Genomic DNA, 16,800 nt, shown 5'->3' with positions numbered 1-16,800 from the left:
CGAGGGGCGCGCCATGTCCCGGCGCCTGTACACAGGTCTGCGCATCGCCACGATGGAGCCCGGCGGCCCGCCCTACGGGCTGGTCGAGGACGGCGCGATCGCGGTGGAGGCCGGCCGCATCGCCTGGCTCGGGCCGCGCACGGCGCTGCCGGCCGACCGGGCCGACGCGCCGGCGGAGGATTTCGCCGGCCGGCTCGCCACGCCGGCGCTGATCGACTGCCACACCCACATCGTCTTCGGCGGCGACCGCGCGCGCGAGTTCGAGATGCGGCTTCAGGGCGCCAGCTACGCGGCGATCGCGCGCGCCGGCGGCGGCATCGTGTCGACCGTCGTGGCGACGCGGGCGCTCGACGAGGACGGGCTGGTGGCGGCCGCCCTGCCGCGCCTCGACGCGATGATCGCCGAGGGCGTGGCGACCGTCGAGATCAAGTCGGGCTACGGCCTGACGGTCGACGACGAGCTCGCGATGCTGCGCGCCGCGCGCCGCCTCGGCCGCGAGCGGCCGGTGCGCGTGAAGACCAGCTATCTGGCCGCCCACGCGCTGCCGCCGGAGTATCGCGAGCGCCCCGACGCCTACATCGACGCGGTCGTCCTGCCCGGGCTGGAGGCCGCCCATCGCGAAGGCCTGGTCGACGCGGTCGACGGCTTCTGCGAGACCATCGCCTTCTCGCCGGCCGAGATCGACCGCGTGTTCGCCCACGCCCGCGCGCTCGGCCTGCCGGTCAAGCTGCATGCCGAGCAGCTCTCCAACCTCGGCGGCGCCGCGCTCGCGGCGTCCTACGGCGCGCTGTCGGCCGACCATCTGGAGTATCTCGACGAGGCGGGCGTGGCGGCGATGGCGGCGGCCGGCAGCGTCGCGGTGCTGCTGCCGGGCGCCTTCTACACGCTGCGCGAGACGCAGTGTCCGCCGGTCGCCGCGCTGCGCGCGGCCGGCGTGCCGATGGCGGTGGCGACCGACTGCAACCCCGGCTCCTCGCCGCTCGCCTCGCCGCTGCTCGCCCTCAACATGGCGGCGACGCTGTTCCGCCTGACGCCGGAGGAGGCGCTGGCCGGCGCGACGCGCGAGGCCGCCCGCGCGCTCGGCCTCGCGCAGGAGACCGGCACGCTGGCGCCCGGCAAGCGCGCCGAGATCGCCGTGTGGGACGTCGCCGAGCCGGCCGCGCTCGCCTACCGCATCGGCTTCAACCCGCTCCACCGGCGCATCGCGGAGGGCCTCGCATGAGCATCGTCCTGACGCCCGGCGCGGTGCCGCTCGCCACGCTGGAGGCGGTCTATAGCGGCGAGCGGGCGGTGACGCTCGACCCCGCCTGCCGGCCGGCGGTCGAGGCCGCCGCGGCGCGCATCGCCGCCATCGCCGGCGGCGACCGGCCGGTCTACGGCGTCAACACCGGCTTCGGCAAGCTGGCGAGCGTGCGCATCGCGGCGGACGACACCGCCACGCTGCAGCGCAACCTCATCCTGTCGCACTGCTGCGGCGTCGGCGCGCCGCTCGCGGCACCGCTCGTGCGGCTGGTCATGGCGCTCAAGCTCGTCTCGCTCGGGCGCGGCGCCTCGGGCGTGCGGCCGCAGCTCGTCGCGCTGCTCGAGGCGATGCTGGCGCGCGGCGTCGTGCCGGTGATGCCGGAAAAGGGCTCCGTCGGCGCCTCCGGCGACCTGGCGCCGCTCGCCCACCTGGCCGCCGTGATGATCGGCGCCGGCGAGGCGCTCGTCGACGGCCGCCGCATGCCGGGCGGGGCGGCGCTCGAGAAGGCCGGCCTGGCGCCGGTCACACTCGCCGCCAAGGAGGGCCTGGCGCTGATCAACGGCACCCAGGTGTCGACCGCGCTGGCGCTCGCCGGGCTGTTCGCCGCGCATCGCGCCGCGCGCGCGGCGCTCGTCACCGGCGCGCTGTCGACCGACGCCGCGATGGGCTCCTCGGCGCCGTTCCGGGCCGAGATCCACACGCTGCGCGGCCACCGCGGCCAGATCGACGCGGCCGCGGCGCTGCGTCGGCTGCTCGCCGGCTCGCAGATCCGCGAGAGCCACCGCGAGGGCGACGAGCGCGTGCAGGACCCCTACTGCATCCGCTGCCAGCCGCAGGTCGACGGCGCCTGCCTCGACGTGCTGCGCCAGGCGGCCGTCACGCTCGCCGTCGAGGCCAATGCGGTGACCGACAACCCGCTGGTGCTGTCGGACGGCGCGGTGGTGTCGGGCGGCAACTTCCACGCCGAGCCGGTGGCGCTCGCCGCCGACCAGATCGCGCTCGCCATCTGCGAGGTCGGCGCCATCGCGCAGCGGCGCATCGCGCTGCTGGTCGACCCGGCGCTGTCGTTCGGCCTGCCGCCCTTCCTGGCGCGCAATCCGGGGCTCAACTCCGGGCTGATGATCGCCGAGGTCACCTCGGCCGCGCTGATGGCGGAGAACAAGCAGATGGCGCATCCCGCCTCGGTCGATTCGACGCCGACCTCGGCCAACCAGGAGGACCACGTGTCGATGGCCTGCCACGGCGCCCGGCGGCTCGGGCCGATGGCCGACAACCTGGCCGCGATCGTCGGCATCGAGGCGCTGACCGCCGCGCAGGGCATCGACCTGCGCGCGCCGCTCGCCACCAGCCCGGAGCTCGCCCGCGCCCATGCCGCGATCCGCGCGGTGGTGCCGGCGCTCGGCGACGACCGCTACCTGGCACCCGACCTGCAGGCGGCCGCCGCCCTCGTCGCCGATGGCGGGCTCGAGGCGGCGGTCGCGCCGGACATCCTGCCCGCCCTCGGCGCGGACGCGGCGGAGGCCGCACGATGACCCCCGTCGAGGTCAGCCGCGGCGCCTCGCCCGTCATTCTCGGCCTGCCGCACACGGGCACGCATGTGCCCGACGCCGTCCGCGACGCGCTCAACGCCGAAGGGCGGCTCCTGCGCGACACCGACTGGCATGTCGATCGCCTCTACGACGGGCTGCTGCCCGAGGCGACCACCGTGCGCGCCACCTTCCACCGCTACGTGATCGACGCCAACCGCGACCCGACCGGCAAGAGCCTCTATCCTGGGCAGAACACCACCGGGTTGGTGCCGGTGACCGATTTCGACAACCGGCCGATCTGGCGCGACGGCGCGATGCCCGACCGGGCCGAGACGGCGCGCCGGCTCACCGCCTTCCACCAGCCCTACCACGCCGCGCTCGCCGACGAGATCATGCGCGTGCGCGAGCGGCACGGCGTCGCCGTCGTCTACGACTGCCACTCGATCCGCTCGCGCTGCCCGTTCCTGTTCGACGGCCGGCTGCCCGACTTCAACATCGGCAGCGACGGCGGCCGCAGCTGCGCGCCCGAGATCGAAGCGGCGGTGGCCGAGATCTGCGCGGCGGCACCGGGCCATTCCAGCGTCGTCAACGGCCGCTTCCGCGGCGGCTGGACGACCCGCCACTACGGCAACCCGGCCGAGAACGTGCACGCCATCCAGATGGAGCTCGCCCAGGCGACGCACCTGGCCACCGAGGCGCCGCCCTTCGCCTATGACGCGGACAAGGCCGGGCGGCTGCGCGGCCACCTCAAGACGATCCTGACGCGCATCGAGGCGATCGCGCTGTCGATGAAGCCCGGAGCATCCCGATGACCGATCCCCGCCACAACATCCGCACGATCCGCGCGCCGCGCGGCGACGCGCTCAGCGCCCGCTTCTGGACGACCGAGGCGCCGCTCAGGATGCTGATGAACAACCTCGATCCCGACGTGGCGGAAAACCCCAACGAGCTCGTCGTCTATGGCGGCATCGGCCGCGCCGCGCGCACCTGGGACGATTTCGACCGCATCGTCGCCGCGCTCCGGAGCCTCGGCGAGGACGAGACGCTGCTCGTGCAGTCGGGCAAGCCGGTCGGCGTCTTCCGCACCCATGCCGACGCGCCGCGCGTCTTGATCGCCAACTCCAACCTGGTGCCGCACTGGGCGACCTGGGAGCACTTCAACCGGCTCGATAAGGTGGGGCTGATGATGTACGGCCAGATGACGGCCGGCTCGTGGATCTACATCGGCTCGCAGGGCATCGTGCAGGGCACCTACGAGACCTTCGCGGAGGCCGGGCGCCAGCACTATGGCGGCGACCTTTCCGGCCGCTGGATCCTGACCGCCGGCCTCGGCGGCATGGGCGGCGCACAGCCGCTCGCCGCGGCGATGGCCGGCGCGGCGTGCCTGGCCGTCGAGTGCGACGAGAGCCGCATCGACTTCCGCCTGCGCACCCGCTACCTCGACGAGAAGACCGACAGCGTCGACGAGGCGCTGGCGATGATCGCGCGCTGGACGAAGGCCGGCGAGGCGAAGTCGGTCGGCCTGCTCGGCAACGCCGCCGAGGTCGTGCCCGAGCTGGTGCGGCGCGGCGTGCGGCCCGACATCGTCACCGACCAGACCTCGGCGCACGACCCGCTCAACGGCTACCTGCCGGCGGGCTGGACGCTGGCCGAATGGCGCGCCCGGCGCGAGAGCGATCCGCAGGCGGTTGAGACGGCGGCGCGCGCCTCCATGCGCCGCCATGTCGAGGCGATGGTCGCCTTCTGGGAGGCCGGCGTGCCGACGCTCGACTACGGCAACAACATCCGCCAGGTGGCCAGCGAGGAAGGCTTCGACAAGGCCTTCGCCTTCCCCGGCTTCGTGCCGGCCTACATCCGGCCGCTGTTCTGCCGCGGCGTCGGGCCGTTCCGCTGGGCGGCGCTGTCCGGCGACCCCGAGGACATCCTCCGCACCGACGAGAAGGTGAAGGAGCTGATGCCCGACGACGCCCACCTGCACCGCTGGCTCGACATGGCGCGCGAGCGCATCGCCTTCCAAGGGCTGCCGGCGCGCATCTGCTGGGTCGGGCTCGGCGACCGCCACCGGCTCGGCCTCGCCTTCAACGAGATGGTCGCCAGCGGCGAACTGAAGGCGCCGGTGGTGATCGGCCGCGACCATCTGGATTCGGGCTCGGTCGCCTCGCCCAACCGCGAGACCGAGGCGATGAAGGACGGTTCGGACGCGGTGTCGGACTGGCCGCTGCTCAACGCGCTGCTCAACACCGCCTCGGGCGCCACCTGGGTGTCGCTGCACCACGGCGGCGGCGTCGGCATGGGCTTCTCGCAGCACGCCGGTATGGTGATCTGCGCCGACGGCAGCGAGGCGGCGGCGCGGCGCATTGAGCGCGTTCTGTGGAACGACCCGGCGACCGGCGTGATGCGCCATGCCGACGCCGGCTACGACATCGCGCTCGATTGCGCGCGCGAGACGGGCCTGCGGCTGCCGGCGATCCTGGGAAACTGAGGCCGGCGACGAGAACGAGCCAAACCACGGAGGAGAACCTGCCATGAAGAGACGCGATTTCCTGAAGGCGGCCGGCGCAGCCGGCGCGACGGGCAGCCTGGCCGCACCGGCCATCGCCCAGGACAAGACGACATGGACCATGGTGACGGCCTGGCCGAAGAACCTGCCGGGGCCGGGCGTCGCCGCGCAGATGCTGGCCGACCGCATCACCGCGCTGTCGGGCGGCCGGCTCGAGGTCAGGCTCTATGCCGCCGGCGAGCTGGTGCCGGGCAACGGCGTGTTCGACGCCGTGTCGGAAGGCACCGCCCAGCTCTACCACGCGGTGCCGGCCTACTGGGGCTCCAAGTCGAAGGGCATCCTGCTGTTCGGCTCGCAGCCCTTCGGCCTGCGCGCCGACGAGCAGCTCGGCTGGCTGATCCACGGCGGCGGCCAGGCGCTCTACGACGAGATGTACGCCCGCTTCGGCCTGAAGCCCTTCCTGTGCGGCAATTCCGGGCCGCAGTGGCAGGGCTGGTTCCGCAACGAGATCAGCTCGGCGGACGACCTCAAGGGCCTGCGCTTCCGCACCACCGGCCTCGCCTCGGAGATGTGCTCCAAGCTCGGCATGGCGGTGCAGGCGATGGGCGGGCGCGACATGTTCCAGGCGCTGCAGTCGGGCACGATCGACGCCGGCGAGTTCATCGGGCCGTGGACGGATTCGGCCCTCGGCTTCTACCAGGTGGCCAAGAACTACTACTGGCCGGGCGTCGGCGAGCCATCGTCGGCCGAGGAGTGCGCGGTCAATCTGGAGGCCTACGAAGCGCTGCCCGACGATCTCAAGCAGGCCGTCTCCTACGCCTGCGAATCGCTCTACAACCCGGTGTGGACCGAATACTCGACCAAGCACGCCCAGGCGCTGGCGCAGCTCGTCGCCGAGCAGGGCGTGCAGGTGAAGAAGCTGCCCGACGAGGTGATCGTCGCCATGGGCAACGCCGCCGGCGAGGTGATCGGCGAGCTGCGCGAGAACGACGACGAGCTGGTGCGCCGCATCGTCGAGAGCTTCCTCGCCTACCGCAGCGCGATCGCCGACTACATGGTCTATGCCGACAACGGGCAGATGAACGCCCGCGCCATGGACTACGACTACGGCGGCTGACGCGCCGGTCCGAGCCGTCGCCCCGGGCGCCCGGCGCCCAGGGCCTTCCCGCCGCCCGAGGCCGCCCATGCAGCGCATCGCCACCGCCCTCGACCAGGTGAACCGCATCGTCGGCGCCACGGTGCGCTGGCTGGCGCTTGCCATGGTGCTCGTGCAGTTCGCCACGGTGATCCTGCGCTACGTCTACGGCATCAGCTTCATCTTCCTGAACGAGAGCGTGCTCTACATGCACGGCGCGCTGTTCATGCTGGGCGCCGGCTACACGCTGCTGGTCGACGGCCATGTGCGCGTCGACATCTTCTACTCGGCGCTGTCGCGGCGCGGCCGCGCCGCCGTCGACGCCTTCGGCGCCGTCGCCTTCCTGTTTCCCGCCATGCTGCTGCTTTCCTGGTACGCCTGGCCCTCGGTGCGCAACTCCTGGGCGGTGCTGGAGGGCGCGATATCGGTCGGCGGCATCCCGGCCTCCTTCCTGCTCAAGTCGCTGATCCCCGCCTTCTGCGCGCTGCTCGTCGTGCAGGGCCTGGCCTGTCTGCTGCGCGACGCCGCGGTGCTGGCCGGCGCCGGCCGCCAGGCGGGCGGCGAGCGATGAGCCTGCCGCTCGACATCCTGATGTTCGCGGCGCTGATCGCCGCCATCCTGATCGGCTATCCGGTCTCCTTCGTGCTCGCCGGCACGGCGACGGCCTTCGCCGCGCTCGGCTGGGCGACCGGCCAGCTCGACCCCAACCTGCTCGGCGCGCTCGGCCAGCGCGCCTTCGGGCTGCTGACCAACGACGTGCTGATCGCCATCCCGCTGTTCGTCTTCATGGGCGTGGTGCTGGAAAAGAGCCGCATCGCCGAGGATCTGCTGGAGACGATGGGCCGGCTGTTCGGTCCCATGCGCGGCGGCCTCGGCGTCTCGGTGGTGCTGGTCGGCGCGCTGCTCGCCGCCTCGACCGGCATCGTCGGCGCAACCGTGGTGGCGATGGGCCTGATCGCGCTGCCCACCATGGTGCGCAACGGCTACGACCCGAAGCTGGCGTCCGGCATCGTGTGCACGTCGGGGACGCTCGGCCAGATCATCCCGCCGTCCACGCTGCTCATCATCCTGTCGGACGTCATGTCCAACGCCTATCAGCAGGCGCAGTACCGCGAGGGCAAGTTCACCATCGAGACGCTGTCGGTCGGCCAGGTGTTCGCCGCCGCGCTGCTGCCGGGGCTGACGCTGGTGGCCGTCTACATCGTCTATCTGCTGGCGCGCGCGGCGTTCTCGCCGGGCGCCGCGCCGCCGCTGGCCGCCGCCGGCGAGCGGCCGGGACCGCGCGCGGTGCTGCGTGCGGTGGTCCCGCCGGTGGTGCTGATCGTCGCCGTGCTCGGCTCGATCCTCGGCGGCGTGGCGACACCGAGCGAGGCGGCCGCCGTCGGCGCCGTCGGGGCGCTGCTTCTGGCCGCCGCGCGCCAGCCGGGCGGCAGCCGGCTGATCCTCGCCGGCGCCGTCGCGCTCGGTCTCCTCGCCGTGCTCGCCGGCCTGGTGCCGGTGCGCCTGCAGCGCAGCGACGCGGGCCTTGCCGAGTGGCTCGTCGGCGCCGTCTTGACCGGCCTGGTGCTCATCGGCGGCCTCGCCGTGGCGGCGGCGGTGCGGCGCGCGGCGCGCGCCGGCATCCTGACGCCGGTCGTCACCTCGACGATGACGGTGACGGCGATGATCTTCGCCACCATCCTGACGGCCAGCATCTTCTCGCTGGTGTTCCGCGGCCTCGGCGGCGACCTTCGCGTGGAATCCGTCATCGAGGCGATGCCGGGCGGGCCGCAGGGCGCGCTGGTCTTCGTCATGGCGCTGATCTTCGTGCTCGGCTTCTTCCTCGACTTCGTCGAGATCTCGGTGATCGTGCTGCCGGTGGTGGCGCCGCTGCTCATCCTGATGGGGCACGATCCGATGTGGCTGTCGGTGCTTATCGCCGTCAACCTGCAGACGTCGTTCCTGACGCCGCCGTTCGGCTTCTCGCTGTTCTACCTGCGCGGCGCCGCGCCGAAGGAAATCACCACCGGACAGATCTACCGCGGCGTTATGCCGTTCATCGCCCTGCAGATCGTCGGCATGGCGCTGTTGTGGCTGTTTCCCGCCGTCGCCACCACGCTGCCGGCGATGCTGTTCTAGGCCGAGGACCGGGCGGGGGGTTTCGCGCGGCCGTCCGGCGGCCTAAATAGTTGGGTGGCGTCGCCGGTCGGCGGGCGCCGGTCAGCAGTCTCGTCCGAAGTCATGATCCTCTGTCACTGCAACCTCATCACGCAAAGGGACGTCGAGCAGACCATCGTCGCACTGCTCGACGACGACCCCTGGCAGCTTCTGGTGCCGGCGAAGGTCTACCACGCCATGGGCAAGCGCGGCCGCTGCTGCGGCTGCTTTCCCAACGTGGTCGACACCATCGTGCGCGTGACCGAGGCCTATCACCGCAACAGAGGCGCGGCGGAGGACGACGTCGTGTCACACATCGACCGCATCCGCGAGATGCGCGGCAGCCAGGGGAGAGGGCATGAAAGGCGAAAAGGAAGTCATCGAGCGGCTTAACGAGGCGCTTTTCCTCGAGCTCGGCGCGGTCAACCAGTACTGGCTGCACTACCGGCTCCTGGAGGACTGGGGCTACACCAAGCTGGCCGCCAAGGAGCGCGCGGAATCGATCGAGGAGATGCAGCACGCCGACAAGCTGGTCGAGCGCATCATCTTCCTCGAAGGCCACCCCAACCTGCAGTCGGTGGCGCCGCTGCGCATCGGCCAGACGGTCAAGGAGGTGCTCGAGGCCGATCTGGCCGGCGAGCACGACGCGCGCAACGCCTACAAGACGTCGCGCGAGATCTGCCAGAAGCACGGCGACTACGTGTCGATGAAGCTGTTCGAGGAGCTGCTCGCCGACGAGGAGGGCCACATCGACTTCCTGGAGACCCAGCTCGAGCTGCTCGAGGCGCTGGGCGAGAAGAAATACGGCCTGCTCAACGCCGGCACGGCGGAAGAGACCGACTGAGGAAGCCGCTCCGGCGGGGGCCGCCCCCGCCGGGCTCACACCTGGTCGGACAGGGCGCTCCAGGCGACGGCGCGGCGCAACGCGGCCAGGAAGCGCCGGCCGGCCTCCTCCGGCGCGCCGGAATTGTCGATCACCGTGGCGCCGTCGACCGCCAGCGCCGGGGCGCGGCCGCGCTCCAGGCGCTCCAGAACGGCGGCGCGGCTCTCGCGCCCGCGCCGCGCCAGCCGGTCGGCCAGCACCTCGGCCGGCGCGGTGACCAGCACCACCAGCACGTTGCGATAGCGCCGGCGCAGCGCCGGCACGGCGGCGCGCGACACGTTGGCGACGGCCACGCGGCCGGCCCGTACGACGCCGTCGATATCGGCCGGCAGCGCGTAGCTCAGCCCGTTGGCCTGCCAGTCGACGGCAAAGCAGCCGTCGCGGCGCGCCGCCTCGAAGGCATCCGTATCGAGCGTGTCGTGGTCCTCGGCCGCCGGATCGGCCTGGCGCGTGATGATGCGGCGCACGAACACGACGTCGTCGCCCGCGCCGAGCCGCGCCCGGGCATGGTCGATCAGCGTGTCCTTGCCGGCGCCCGACGGCCCGACGACCGCGACGAAGACGCCGCAGCGCACCGGGAAGGCGGGCTCCTCCATCGCCGCCTCGATGCCGGCCGACGCCGTCATGCGATCCGGCGGCCCTGCCGCCACACGGCGCGCACCAGCGGCACCTCGTCGCCGGCATGCACGCGCACCAGGTCGGCGCGCTGGCCGGCCGCGATCGCGCCGCGGTCCTCCAGGCCGATGGTGCGCGCCGGGTTGCGCGTCACCATGGCGATGGCGGCGGGCAGCGTCACCGCCGCGACGTCCTCGGCGAGGCGGAAGGCGGCGTGCAGCAGGCTGAACGGCACGTAGTCCGACGACAGGACGTCGAGCAGCCCGTCCTCGGCCAGGTCGCGGGCGGCGATGTTGCCCGAATGCGAGCCGCCGCGCACGATGTTGGGCGCGCCCATCAGCACGCTCATGCCGGCGCCGTGCGAGGCGCGGGCGGCGTCGTGCGAGGTCGGGAACTCGGCCAGCCGCACGCCGTCGCCGCGCGCCTCCTCGACATGGTCGAGCGTCGCGTCGTCGTGGCTCGCCAGCGCGATGCCGTGGCCGCGGCAGTGCTCGGCGATGGCGCGCCGGTGCGGCGTCGAGTAGCGCTGCGACTGCGCCTGCCGCTCGGCCACGAAGCGCGCGAACGCGTCCTCGGTCAGGCCGCGCTTGGTCTTGTAGTAGAGCTCGTACTGCTCGAGCGTCTGGAACTGGCGCTGGCCCGGCGCGTGGTCCATCAGCGAGACGAGCCGCACGCGGGCGTCGCCGCGGAAAGCGTCGAAATCGCGCATCACGTCGGGCGCGGAGACCTCGCAGCGCAGGTGGATGAAATGGTCCGCGCGCAGCCGGCCGCGGTCCTGCGCGCCGGCCAGCGTGTCGGCCAGCACGCGCATCTCGCCCGGCGCGAAGCCGTCGCTCTCGGTCGTGCCCATGCGCAGGCAGTCGAACACGGTCGTGATGCCCGAGGTGGCGATCTGCGCGTCGTGCGCCTGGATCGAGGCGAGCGCGTTCCAGCGCACGCCGGGGCGCGGCGCGTAGTGGCCCTCCAGATGGTCGGTATGCAGCTCGACCAGGCCCGGCACCAGGTAATCGCCCTCCATGTCCTCGCCCTGCGCGGCGGCGCCCGGCTGGACGTCCGCGACCAGCCCGTCGCGCAGCACCACGCTGCCTTCGAGCAGCGCGTCCGGCAGCACGATGCGGGCGTTCTTCAAGACTGTTTCATGCGTCATGTCAGGCGGTCTTTCTCTCGCTTTCGCGGCCGAGCCGGCGGAAGGCGCGCACGCGGAAGGGCGCGCCCGGCTCCGGCTCGACGAACAGGGCGATGGAGGCGATCGGCTGCGGCGCGGCGAGCACCGGGCCGAAGCGGCTTTCGAGGGCGCTCCTCACGCGGCGGCTTTCCGCCGCGTCGACGCGGCCGGTCAGCGTCATGTGGAAGCGGAAGGCCTCGAAGACGTGGGGATAGCCCCATTTGTGCAGGTTCTTGAGCTCCTCGCCGCTCAGCCCGTCGGGGTTGCGCCGGGCGATCTCGGCCGGCGTCAGCGGGGCGCGGAAGCGCTCGAAGCCGCACACCACGGCCGCGGCGAGATCGGCGAGCGCCGGTGCCGGCTCGCGCGGCACCAGCGCGTGGAAGCCGGCGAGCCGGCCGACCACGAGCGGCACGGCGAAGGGCTCGCGGCCGGCGGCGAATTCGTCGAGCGCGGCGAGGAGCTCGGCCTCGCCGGTGCCCTCGGCCAGCCGGAACGGCGCCTTGAGCGTGGCATGGAAGCCGTAGCGGCGCGGCGGCGCCGTGTGATAGGCGATCTCGGCCGCCGACAGCGGGCCGACCGCCTGCGGCGCCAGCGCCTCGCCGGTGAAGGCGTCGCGGCCGAGCCAGCGGGCGGCGACGCGCGTCAGCGGGTCGGTGCGGTCGGGCGTGTAGTAGATCGCGTAGCGCATCAGTGTCCTCGCCGGTCGCGGCCGTGGCGCATGCCGCCGCCGGACGGGCACACCCGGCGTCGCGGCCATGCGGCAGTATCGGTTCGCCGGACCATCCTGTCGCCCGAAAACCGCGCCGAACCTCGTCGGCGTCACGCTCTAGGCGATTTGCATGACAAATTCACGACCGCCAGAGGGCCGCCGTCGCTCGCCGCCAACGGCCGCCCGTGTCAGGCGGCCGACGGCGTGCCGCCGATCAGCCGCCGGCGCAGCATGTTGGAGATGTTGTCGAACAGGAACACCACCGCCAGGATGAGCAGCACCATGTAGGCGACGTTCTCCCAGTCGGCATTGGTGCGCATCGCCTCCCACAGCTTGAGGCCGATGCCGCCGGCACCGACGGCGCCGATGATGGTGGCCGAGCGGGTGTTCGATTCCCAGAAATAGAGCGACTGCGAGACGAACACCGGCAGCACCTGCGGCATCACCCCGAAGCGCTGCACCAGAACCGGCGCGGCGCCGACCGAGCGGATGCCCTCGCGCTGGCGGTCGTCGACGTTCTCCAGCGCCTCGGAGTAGAGCTTGCCGAAGGTGCCGGTGTCGGTGAAGAAGATCGCCGAGATGCCGGCCAGCGGCCCCGGCCCGAAGGCGCGGGTGAAGAACAGCGCCCAGATCAGCATGTCGACCGAGCGCAGGAAGTCGAAGAAGCGCTTGAGCACCTGGTTGACGAGCCGGTTCGGCGTGACGTTGCGCGCCGCCAGGAAGGACAGCGGAAAGGCGAGGAGCGTGGCCAGCACCGTGCCGGCGAAGGCCATGACGATCGTCTGCAGCAGCTTGAGCCACACGTCGCCGTGCTGCCACTCGGCATTGGTCACGAAATCCTGCCAGGCGAGCGCGGCGTTCGACATGCCGGCCTCGAGCGGCTCGCCGAACAGGACGAGCCTCGCCACCTCGCCGGCCGGCCTGCCCCAGAACGGCGAGGTCGTGTCGAAGAAGAAGTTCTCCCAGCCGAGGAAGCGGCGGCGCAGCTTGACCTCGTCGTCCTCGATCTCGGCGCGCCCGGCGAAGCCGAAACGGGCGACCGCCTTGCGGCCCGGCGCGGCCTGCTCGATCCACGCGGGCAGCGGGCCGCGCGCCGTCACGCTTTCGTCGCGCACGATGTCGAAGACGACGGTCTCGCCGCCGCGGGTCACGCGCACCAGGCCGGGCTCGACGGCGACGCGCGCCGCGCCGCCGAGATGCACCGTCGCACGCATGACGACCTCCCGCTCGCGGCTCCGGGGCGCGGCCGGGCGTTCGGCCTGCGGCGCGGCCGGAGCGGTGGTCCCTTCGTCCGGACCGAGAAAACCCTCGCCGGCGTCGCTGCCGCCGCCCTCGACCGGACCGAGGAAGCCCTGCTGCGCGGCGCCGGCGCGGCCGTCCGGGCCGAGGAAGCCGTCTTCGGCGGCGTCCGGCGAGACCTCGACGGCGCCTTCGGCGGGCGCGACCGGAATCTCGACCAGCGCCGTCTCGGTCTCCACCCAGTCGGGATCGGGCGCCGGGCCGAGCGGCGAGAAGCGCGGATAGGTCACCGCCAGATGGCCGTCCTCGAACTCGACGTCGGGCCGCACCTCGTAGGAGATCCAGTCGGCCAGATAGGGGCCGGCGATGCCCCAGTTGCCGTTCGACAAGACGGCACCGATGGAAAAGAACCACCAGGCGAAGACGAGGTAGCCGGCCGTGGCGGCGGCGATCAGCAGGCCGGTGCGGCGGCGCACTGCGGCGGCGCGGAACACGGCCTCGTGGCGGGCGGCCAGATCGTCGAGCGCGGCAGGGTCGAGAGTGGTGGGCACGGTCAACCTCCCCGCGCGAATTCGAAGGCCTGGTCGCCGACCAGCTTGCGGCGCAGCGAGGCGGAGAGCTGGTCGACGGCGACGATGGTGCAGAACAGAAGCAGGATCATCGCCAGCGTCTTGGCCTCGTGCGTTTGGCTGATCGACAGGCGCAGCGCCTCGCCGATGCCGCCGCCGCCGACCGCGCCGATGATGGTCGAGGCGCGCACGTTGATCTCGAGGCGCAGCAGCGTGTAGCTCAGGAAGTTGGGCAGCACCTGCGGCACGATGCCGAACCACACACGCTCGACCCAGCTCGCGCCGGCGGCGCGCAGGCCCTCCTCCGGCCCCATGTCGGCGTTCTCCACCACCTCGAAGAACAGCTTGCCGAGCGCGCCCACGGTGTGGATCGACACGGCGATGATCGCCGGCACCGCGCCGAGCGACAGGATGGCGAGGAAGAAGCCGGCGATGACGATCTCGGGGAAGGCGCGCAGCACCTCCATGAAGCGACGCACGAAGAAGCGCAGCCAGCGCCGCGTCGTCAGATTGGCGGCGGCCAGGAAGCACAGCACGAAGCCGAGGGCGAAGCCGATCAGCGTCGAGACCACCGCGATGTTGATGGTCTCGGCCATCTTGTAGAAATATTCCGGCACGTAGAGGGTCTCGCTGACATAGACCCGGCCCTCGACGTAGTTGTACTTCAGGCTGCCGTCGTCATAGGGCGACGGCAGGTCGAACAGCGCGCGCCACACCTCCAAGCCGTCGCGCGGCACCATCTGGCCGACGAAGTCGAAGAAGTAGGGCAGCCGGTCGAAGAACTTGCCGGCGTTCGATTCGTTGGCGAACCACAGCGAGCCGGCCATGGCGACGACCAGGAAGGCGATGCCGCCGATCGTGTAGAGCCGGCGCCGGGCGGCGAGCTCGCGCCAGTGGCGCTCGGTCGTGCGGCCGGCCTCGCTGAGAACGGGGGGATGGGTGGTCGCTGTCATGCTCTGGTCTTCGCTCGTGCGCGCCGGTGCGGCCCGCCGCGGGCGGCGGGCGGCACGGACCGCCGCACGCGCCCACCGGCACCCCCTCCCGCGGTCGGCGGAAAGGGGCGGCGGCGCGGCGCGGCGGACGCGGGATCAGGAACCGATCTTGGCGCGGCGCGCGTCGATGATCGGCTCGTAGAAGGCCGGGGTCACCTCGGTGTAGCGCGCGAAGTCGCCGCCCTGGATGGCCGCGAAGCACTCGGGATCGGATTCCGGCAGCGCCATCATGAAGGCCTTGAAGGTGGCCTTCATCGCGTCGTCCATCGACGAGCGCACGACGATCGGGCCGTTCGGGATGAGCGGCGACTTCCACAGCTCGACCAGGTCGTCCATGTCGAGAATGCCCTTCTCGACCATCTTGTGCAGGTTGCCGGAGGTGTAGCCGTCGGAGAAGTCGCCGACGCCCGAGGCCCAGGTTGTGCCGGCGTCGAAGGTGCCCTTGACGACCTCGAGCACCAGGTTCTCGTGGCCGCCGCCGAAGCCGGTCTCGGCGAAGAACGCGTCGACCGGCATGCCGAGCTGCTTGGGCAGCGTCACCGCCGGCACCAGGAAGCCGGAGGTGGAGTCGGGGTCGGCGAAGCCGAGCTTCCTGCCCTTCATGTCGGCGAGCTCGGTCATGCCGGAATCGCGGCGCGCGACCATGACGGAGTGGTAGCCGGTCGAGCCGTCGGTCTGCACGGTGGTGAGGATCGGCTCGACCGCCTCCGGGTCCTCGAGATAGATCTTGGCGTAGCCCGAGGCGCCGAGCTCGGCATAGTCGAGCGTGCCGCCGAGCAGACCCTGGATGACGCCGTCATAGTCGGCGGCGGGGAACAGCGACACCTTCTCGACGCCGAGCACCGCGGGCAGCTTGTCGGTCATGCAGGCGAAGTTGCGCAGCCGGTCGGCCTCGTTCTCGCCGCCGAGGATGCCGATGCGGAACTCCTTGAGGTCCTCGGCCTGGGCGGCGCCGATCATCAGGGCGCCGAGCGCGACGGCACCAAAGAGGGCTTTCTTGAGCATGAACGTCTCTCCTGCGTGGCCGGCTTGTCCGGCGTTCGGTTCAAGGGGGCCCGTGACGGGGGCGAGGCGATCCCGGCGCTCAGCCCCCGGCGAGGGCGGGCTCGCGGCGGCCGGACGAGGGCGCGCGCGCGGGCTGCGGCGCGGCGATGGCGGTCGAGGTGATGGTGTCGGAAAAGCCGTCGCCCTCGGCGCCGTAGATGCTGCGCACCGTCTCCGCCGTCAGCGCCTCGGGGGCGCCGTCGAAGACGACGCGCCCGGCGGCCATGCCGACGATGCGGGTGCAGTACTGACGCGCGGTGTCGAGCGTGTGCAGGTTGGTGATGACGGTCAGCCCCTCGCGCCGGTTGATGTCGGCGAGCGAGTCCATCACCACCTTGGCGTTGAGCGGATCGAGCGAGGCGATCGGCTCGTCGGCGAGGATCACCTTCGGCCCCTGCATCAGCGCGCGGGCGATGGCGACGCGCTGCTGCTGGCCGCCCGACAGGGTGCCGGCGCGCTGCAGCGCGGTCTGCGCGATGTTGAGCCGCTCGAGCGCGGCGATCGCCTCGAGGCGCTCCTCGCGGGTGAACATGGTCATCAGGTTGAGCAGCGTGTTGCGGTGGTTGAGCCGGCCGAGCAGCACGTTGGTCAGAACGTCGAGACGCGGCACCAGGTTGAACTGCTGGAAGATCATCGCGCAGTCGCGCTGCCAGCGCCTGAGCGCGGTGCCGTTGAGCCGCGAGACCTCGACGCCGTGGAAGCGGATGGACCCGTCGCTCGGCGCGATCAGCCGGTTGATCATGCGCAGCAGCGTCGACTTGCCGGCGCCCGATCGGCCGATGATGCCGACCATCTGGCCCTGTGCGATGTCGAGCGAGACCGCGTCGACGGCCACGGTCTTGCCGAAGCGTCGGGTGACGTCGCGAATTTCCAGCATGCCGCCTTCTTCCCTGCGGGTGCGGGGCTTCGCCCCTTGTCGATGGGAAGCGCCTAGCGCGCCGGCATGAAGCTGCGATGTCGGCTGCATGTCGGTTCGATGACAGTGCACAGGCGGTGCCGCCGGATCGCGCGCACGGCCGCGCCCGCGCCGGCGGAAGCCGG

Annotated in this window: 16 protein-coding genes; 9 read left to right on the top strand and 7 right to left on the bottom strand. The window is 72.0% G+C overall.

Annotated features, from left to right (window positions below; all coding sequences use genetic code 11):
• Positions 1-13: 13 nt before the first annotated feature.
• The 9 genes from hutI (at position 14) to bfr (ending at position 9,387) form a co-directional block, all read left to right on the top strand.
• The gene (gene hutI / locus N1F89_RS06770; RefSeq protein WP_290082760.1) at positions 14-1,222 is read left to right on the top strand and encodes an imidazolonepropionase; all 1,209 of its coding nucleotides are present in this window, start codon (positions 14-16) and stop codon (positions 1,220-1,222) included.
• Positions 1,219-2,775, top strand: a complete 1,557-nt coding sequence (gene hutH / locus N1F89_RS06765) for a histidine ammonia-lyase (protein WP_290082759.1) — start codon at positions 1,219-1,221, stop codon at positions 2,773-2,775. The genes hutI and hutH overlap by 4 nt, the downstream gene beginning before the upstream one ends.
• Positions 2,772-3,584, top strand: coding sequence for an N-formylglutamate deformylase (gene hutG, locus N1F89_RS06760; protein ID WP_290082757.1), 813 nt, complete (start codon positions 2,772-2,774; stop codon positions 3,582-3,584). Before hutH ends, hutG begins: the two co-directional genes overlap by 4 nt.
• Entirely contained in the window at positions 3,581-5,254 is a 1,674-nt protein-coding gene (hutU, locus tag N1F89_RS06755; RefSeq protein WP_290082755.1) for a urocanate hydratase, read from the top strand. The genes hutG and hutU overlap by 4 nt, the downstream gene beginning before the upstream one ends.
• A 43-nt stretch (positions 5,255-5,297) precedes the next feature.
• Positions 5,298-6,389 (top strand): TRAP transporter substrate-binding protein, encoded by a 1,092-nt coding sequence (locus tag N1F89_RS06750; protein WP_290082754.1) that lies wholly within the window; start codon positions 5,298-5,300, stop codon positions 6,387-6,389.
• A 67-nt stretch (positions 6,390-6,456) separates the two neighbouring features.
• The gene (locus N1F89_RS06745) at positions 6,457-6,978 is read left to right on the top strand and encodes a TRAP transporter small permease subunit (RefSeq protein WP_290082753.1); all 522 of its coding nucleotides are present in this window, start codon (positions 6,457-6,459) and stop codon (positions 6,976-6,978) included.
• Entirely contained in the window at positions 6,975-8,525 is a 1,551-nt protein-coding gene (locus tag N1F89_RS06740) for a TRAP transporter large permease subunit (protein WP_290082752.1), read from the top strand. Before N1F89_RS06745 ends, N1F89_RS06740 begins: the two co-directional genes overlap by 4 nt.
• A 102-nt stretch (positions 8,526-8,627) precedes the next feature.
• Entirely contained in the window at positions 8,628-8,936 is a 309-nt protein-coding gene (locus N1F89_RS06735) for a (2Fe-2S)-binding protein (RefSeq protein WP_290082750.1), read from the top strand.
• Complete coding sequence (gene bfr / locus N1F89_RS06730; RefSeq protein ID WP_290082748.1) at positions 8,902-9,387, top strand: bacterioferritin; 486 nt, start codon at positions 8,902-8,904, stop codon at positions 9,385-9,387. The genes N1F89_RS06735 and bfr overlap by 35 nt, the downstream gene beginning before the upstream one ends.
• A gap of 35 nt (positions 9,388-9,422) precedes the next feature.
• Here the strand turns inward: bfr and phnN are convergent, their stop codons facing one another.
• The 7 genes from phnN to phnC all read right to left on the bottom strand — a co-directional run bounded on the left by phnN (position 9,423) and on the right by phnC (position 16,636).
• Positions 9,423-10,052, bottom strand: coding sequence for a phosphonate metabolism protein/1,5-bisphosphokinase (PRPP-forming) PhnN (gene phnN, locus N1F89_RS06725; protein ID WP_290082746.1), 630 nt, complete (start codon positions 10,050-10,052; stop codon positions 9,423-9,425).
• On the bottom strand, positions 10,049-11,188 hold the full coding sequence (locus N1F89_RS06720; protein WP_290082739.1) for an alpha-D-ribose 1-methylphosphonate 5-triphosphate diphosphatase: 1,140 nt from the start codon (positions 11,186-11,188) through the stop codon (positions 10,049-10,051). Before N1F89_RS06720 ends, phnN begins: the two co-directional genes overlap by 4 nt.
• A gap of 1 nt (position 11,189) precedes the next feature.
• Positions 11,190-11,894, bottom strand: a complete 705-nt coding sequence (locus N1F89_RS06715; RefSeq protein ID WP_290082738.1) for a DUF1045 domain-containing protein — start codon at positions 11,892-11,894, stop codon at positions 11,190-11,192.
• Between the two features lie 209 nt (positions 11,895-12,103).
• Entirely contained in the window at positions 12,104-13,711 is a 1,608-nt protein-coding gene (phnE, locus tag N1F89_RS06710; protein WP_290082737.1) for a phosphonate ABC transporter, permease protein PhnE, read from the bottom strand.
• Positions 13,708-14,676 (bottom strand): phosphonate ABC transporter, permease protein PhnE, encoded by a 969-nt coding sequence (gene phnE / locus N1F89_RS06705; protein ID WP_290082735.1) that lies wholly within the window; start codon positions 14,674-14,676, stop codon positions 13,708-13,710. The genes phnE (N1F89_RS06710) and phnE (N1F89_RS06705) overlap by 4 nt, the downstream gene beginning before the upstream one ends.
• Positions 14,677-14,811: 135 nt before the next feature.
• The gene (gene phnD, locus N1F89_RS06700) at positions 14,812-15,720 is read right to left on the bottom strand and encodes a phosphonate ABC transporter substrate-binding protein (RefSeq protein ID WP_290082734.1); all 909 of its coding nucleotides are present in this window, start codon (positions 15,718-15,720) and stop codon (positions 14,812-14,814) included.
• 79 nt (positions 15,721-15,799) lie between these two features.
• Positions 15,800-16,636, bottom strand: coding sequence for a phosphonate ABC transporter ATP-binding protein (phnC, locus tag N1F89_RS06695; RefSeq protein WP_290082733.1), 837 nt, complete (start codon positions 16,634-16,636; stop codon positions 15,800-15,802).
• Positions 16,637-16,800: the final 164 nt, after the last annotated feature.

The sequence above is a fragment of the Aquibium sp. A9E412 genome (assembly GCF_030398335.1).
In the GTDB taxonomy this organism is placed as follows: Bacteria; Pseudomonadota; Alphaproteobacteria; order Rhizobiales; family Rhizobiaceae; genus A9E412.
Note: the sequence above shows the minus strand (reverse complement) of the source record. Positions and strands in the feature narration are given on the sequence as shown.

Excerpts from the sequence above, each read along its gene's own strand:
- hutI (WP_290082760.1), top strand. The coding sequence starts at position 14 with ATGTCCCGGCGCCTGTACACAGGTCTGCGCATCGCCACGATGGAGCCC.
- hutH (WP_290082759.1), top strand. The coding sequence starts at position 1,219 with ATGAGCATCGTCCTGACGCCCGGCGCGGTGCCGCTCGCCACGCTGGAG.
- hutG (WP_290082757.1), top strand. The coding sequence starts at position 2,772 with ATGACCCCCGTCGAGGTCAGCCGCGGCGCCTCGCCCGTCATTCTCGGC.
- hutU (WP_290082755.1), top strand. The coding sequence starts at position 3,581 with ATGACCGATCCCCGCCACAACATCCGCACGATCCGCGCGCCGCGCGGC.
- N1F89_RS06750 (WP_290082754.1), top strand. The coding sequence starts at position 5,298 with ATGAAGAGACGCGATTTCCTGAAGGCGGCCGGCGCAGCCGGCGCGACG.
- N1F89_RS06745 (WP_290082753.1), top strand. The coding sequence starts at position 6,457 with ATGCAGCGCATCGCCACCGCCCTCGACCAGGTGAACCGCATCGTCGGC.
- N1F89_RS06740 (WP_290082752.1), top strand. The coding sequence starts at position 6,975 with ATGAGCCTGCCGCTCGACATCCTGATGTTCGCGGCGCTGATCGCCGCC.
- N1F89_RS06735 (WP_290082750.1), top strand. The coding sequence starts at position 8,628 with ATGATCCTCTGTCACTGCAACCTCATCACGCAAAGGGACGTCGAGCAG.
- bfr (WP_290082748.1), top strand. The coding sequence starts at position 8,902 with ATGAAAGGCGAAAAGGAAGTCATCGAGCGGCTTAACGAGGCGCTTTTC.
- phnN (WP_290082746.1), bottom strand. The coding sequence starts at position 10,052 with ATGACGGCGTCGGCCGGCATCGAGGCGGCGATGGAGGAGCCCGCCTTC.
- N1F89_RS06720 (WP_290082739.1), bottom strand. The coding sequence starts at position 11,188 with ATGACGCATGAAACAGTCTTGAAGAACGCCCGCATCGTGCTGCCGGAC.
- N1F89_RS06715 (WP_290082738.1), bottom strand. The coding sequence starts at position 11,894 with ATGCGCTACGCGATCTACTACACGCCCGACCGCACCGACCCGCTGACG.
- phnE (WP_290082735.1), bottom strand. The coding sequence starts at position 14,676 with ATGACAGCGACCACCCATCCCCCCGTTCTCAGCGAGGCCGGCCGCACG.
- phnD (WP_290082734.1), bottom strand. The coding sequence starts at position 15,720 with ATGCTCAAGAAAGCCCTCTTTGGTGCCGTCGCGCTCGGCGCCCTGATG.
- phnC (WP_290082733.1), bottom strand. The coding sequence starts at position 16,636 with ATGCTGGAAATTCGCGACGTCACCCGACGCTTCGGCAAGACCGTGGCC.